At 56.7% G+C, this 247-nt stretch carries 1 protein-coding gene; it reads right to left on the minus strand.

The window, feature by feature from the left end:
* Positions 1 to 247: bacteriophage T4 gp5 trimerisation domain-containing protein (locus H0248_RS21700; protein ID WP_219609343.1), on the minus strand; the 247-nt coding region annotated here is incomplete at both ends.

A 247-nucleotide genomic window follows, 5' to 3' on the forward strand; every position in this document is an offset into this window, starting at 1 on the left:
CTTGACCGACATGTCTTTCTGGGCGTGAAGATGGATGTTCTCCCGCCCTGACTCGTCTTCAAAAGACAGTTCGTTGTAGCCGTCTCCCTGATGCGTGTCGGAGCGAATCACCATTTTGGTCTTATGCTCCGGCAACGGATACGGCGACGGATTGGTGGCATGGAAGGTCCTGCCTGTCACGATAGGCTGGTCCGGGTCGCCTTCGAGGAAGCTGACAATCACCTCATGGCCGATACGCGGGATGGCT

The organism is Pectobacterium brasiliense (genome assembly GCF_013449685.1).
Lineage (GTDB): Bacteria > Pseudomonadota > Gammaproteobacteria > Enterobacterales > Enterobacteriaceae > Pectobacterium > Pectobacterium brasiliense_A.